Origin of the sequence: Sulfurimonas sp., assembly GCF_034005705.1 — a bacterium.
In the GTDB taxonomy this organism is placed as follows: Bacteria; Campylobacterota; Campylobacteria; order Campylobacterales; family Sulfurimonadaceae; genus Sulfurimonas.
Genome location: NZ_JAVEUF010000040.1, coordinates 2,033 through 3,523 on the forward strand (window position 1 = coordinate 2,033; position 1,491 = coordinate 3,523).

Consider the following 1,491-nt stretch of genomic DNA (forward strand, 5'->3'; position numbering starts at 1 on the left):
GCATTTAAAGCGTATGCCCGCATTGAAAAAAACGACTACATGGCCATCCCGTGGATCATCATCAGCATGGACCACTACTACCAATTGGGATTGGATTATAGCAAAATTTTTGCAAACGGAATGGAAAATCCGGTGAATTCACCCGACCCGGCTCAAGGCGGGGACGGATATGCCTATTGGTTTGACGGCACACACGGATCGGGAAGTCTGCACAGACGCTGGGGCAGCGATTTGAGAAATTACATGCACGAAGATTTTTTCTCAGATGAACCAAAAGGGGAGTTTGCAAAATTGACAGACTGTATGAACGAAAATTCATTGGCTCGCAATTGGACTCCGGACCCCCTGCTTGACATCCACCTGCTGCATAGCAGTCAAGACAACTTGATACCAGTAGATTGTGCCGACTATTTGTATAAAACATTCAAAGAAAAAGGGTGCTCCATTCATTACGTTCGCACAACAGGAGACCATTACGATGCCGGTAATGAATTTGTCATGACATCTTTGCTGTACTTATTGTTAAAATAAATATGAGGAAAAACAAAATACATGGTAAGCCAACAAGGCGCTGCATGTGGCTGCTTCTTGCTGCCCTTGCGTTCACGTGTAGCTATTGTGCGCCGCAAGATACACTTATCAGTGAATCCAAATATTTTGTGGAGGAACTGGCCACGATAGATTATACCTTTGAAGAAGGGCTTCGCACGTATATGAGTAATTTTGACTTAGAAGTCACAGACCCTACTTTACAAAAAATCATCGAATTTGTGGATGATGCCCTGTACACGCAATTACGTATTGTGACTCTTTCCTACAATACTTTTGACCCATTTGGGAATCCGGTTTTGGGTACGGGAGCATTCGTTTATCCCCTAGATTTAAAGGTACAAGGCGTCATCGAGTTGCCTCCCCTCGCAGACCTGGACCAAGAAACAAGCCCGTCCCTAACAGCAGAAAGAGGACGCTTCTATGAAGAAGCGGCTCCTTCTTTACTCAAATACATCACCATTACCCCAGATATGCTGGGAGTACGTTATACCCGCCATATGCCAAGGCCTTATTTGCATGTTGCCAACAACGGAATGGTTGCTTACCACATGCGAAAAGCCGTGGAAGAGTATTTGTGGGAAAAAGAACAGTACAAACTAAGCAGCAAAAGCCTGATTCTGGGCTATTCTTTAGGTGGTTCCTCTGCCTTGGCCATGGCCAAATATTATACAGAAAATCCCACAGGCATTCGAGTAGACAAAGTATTTACCGGCGGCGGAGTCTACGATGGGTTAGCGGCGTTTAAAGCCTTTGCCCGTACAGAGAAAAACGATTACCTTGCCATTCCCTGGATCATCATTACCATGGATTACTACTACCAATTGGGATTGGACTACAGTAAAATTTTTACCAACGGGATGGAAAATCCCGTAAACTCTCCCAATCCGGAAGAAGGCGGGGACGGATACGCCTATTGGTTTAACGGCACACACGGATCAG

2 protein-coding genes are annotated in these 1,491 nt (G+C 45.1%); both read left to right on the forward strand.

Translation table 11 applies throughout. The features are described 5' to 3' along the window. The coding region (locus tag RBR61_RS10165) for a hypothetical protein (RefSeq protein WP_320344074.1) at positions 1-531 on the forward strand (531 nt) is incomplete at its 5' end. A gap of 44 nt (positions 532-575) precedes the next feature. Beyond that, on the forward strand, positions 576-1,491 hold a 916-nt coding region (locus tag RBR61_RS10170), incomplete at its 3' end, for a hypothetical protein (RefSeq protein ID WP_320344075.1).